Source organism: Klebsiella sp. 141240, from assembly GCF_050600805.1.
Taxonomy (GTDB): Bacteria; Pseudomonadota; Gammaproteobacteria; order Enterobacterales; family Enterobacteriaceae; genus Klebsiella; species Klebsiella aerogenes.
On record NZ_JAQIRK010000052.1, the window covers coordinates 1 to 1320 of the forward strand.

Here is a 1320-nt window from a genome sequence, read left to right on the forward strand (position 1 = left end):
GGGTCTTCCCCGATCATGGTGGGAAGGCTCAGAACGCCATATTCAGCTTTCCGTAGTGGAACATCACCCCCAGTTTAAAGCGCTCCCGGTTTCGGTATCCCCTGGCTTTTATCCTCAGCAGCCTGATCTTGCTGTTAAGTGCCTCCGCATTTCCGTTTGAGACACTGTGTCGCATCGCATTCAGGATCCCGTACAGCCTTTTTCCTATCGTTTTCGCGGCATTTTTCATCATGGGAACGTCACTGTTAGCCGCCAGCGCCAACCATCTCTGCCAGTCACTCCGTCTTTCCTCGCTCCATGGCCTGTTCCAGATATCCTTTGCCAGCTCTTTCAGCGCCCAGCACTGGCTCGTCAGCTTCATCTGTGCACGCAGCCACATCAGCTTTTCCTGCCGGGATTCGGTCATCCACTTATCGCTGTACTGCCACAGGAAGCGGGTTCCTTTTGCCTGGTGTCGGCTTTCAACAGGGAGGTGCGGATGTTCATTCTGACGGGTTTTATCAACTACCTCGCCCAGTTGCTTCGCCACATGGAAGCGGTCAAAGGCGATTTTCTCAACCGCACTGGGTAAGTGGATACGCGCTGCTCTTATATAGCCCGCGTTCATGTCCATTGAGAGCGTTTTGATAGCCAGCAACTGCCCATCAGTGAGCGTGCGAAGATAGCCGGCAAGACTCTCTGTGCCGCGATCATCCGTTAAGGCCAGCGCCCGACCATCGCGATCGGAGATCACCGTTATGTAACGATGTCCTTTTTTAAAGGCGACCTCATCCACATTCATATGACGGGCGGATAATGGCTTTTTTATCCGGGCAAGACCTCGCTTAACTGCCCGGGTCATAATGCCGTCAACCGCATTCCAACTGAGCTTAAGTTGCTTCCTGACAGCATCAACGGTGCTGATTTTCAGCCATGAGAGAACGAACGATTCGAATAGCAACGTATACCGGCTTCCGGGGCCAGCCCACGGAACAGGCAACGTCAGGCAGCCATGCTCCGGACACATAATTCGTGGAACATCGGCTTCAACAATAGTGGTGAACTGGCAGGTATCAAGATGGCGCCATTTACGATGACGGTGATCGTGAACAGAACAGGATTTACCGCAGGTCGGACAGGCTAGCCGGGTGTTTTCAGCGATCTCAATAGTGACAGTAACAGAACCGGCATTTTCATCGAGAGAAAGGGACTTTACCTGCCACGGATCGGACAGGTTGAGAATATGAGCGTAGAGGGACTTTTCGTCCATGGCGGTGACCTCTGGCGATTAAATACACCATTATCATGCCTTCAGCCACCACAACAAGGGAAGACCCATAT

General features: G+C 52.6%; 1 protein-coding gene. It reads right to left on the reverse strand.

The annotated features are described in order from the left end of the window. Nucleotides 1-28: 28 nt before the first annotated feature. A complete protein-coding gene (locus PGQ95_RS26265) occupies nucleotides 29-1249 on the reverse strand; it encodes an ISL3-like element ISKox3 family transposase (RefSeq protein WP_000343760.1) in 1221 nt (406 codons plus the stop codon). Between the last annotated feature and the right edge of the window lie 71 nt (nucleotides 1250-1320).

Bases quoted from the DNA above. Each gene is read 5' to 3' on its own strand.
- PGQ95_RS26265 (WP_000343760.1), bottom strand. From the start codon at position 1,249: ATGGACGAAAAGTCCCTCTACGCTCATATTCTCAACCTGTCCGATCCG.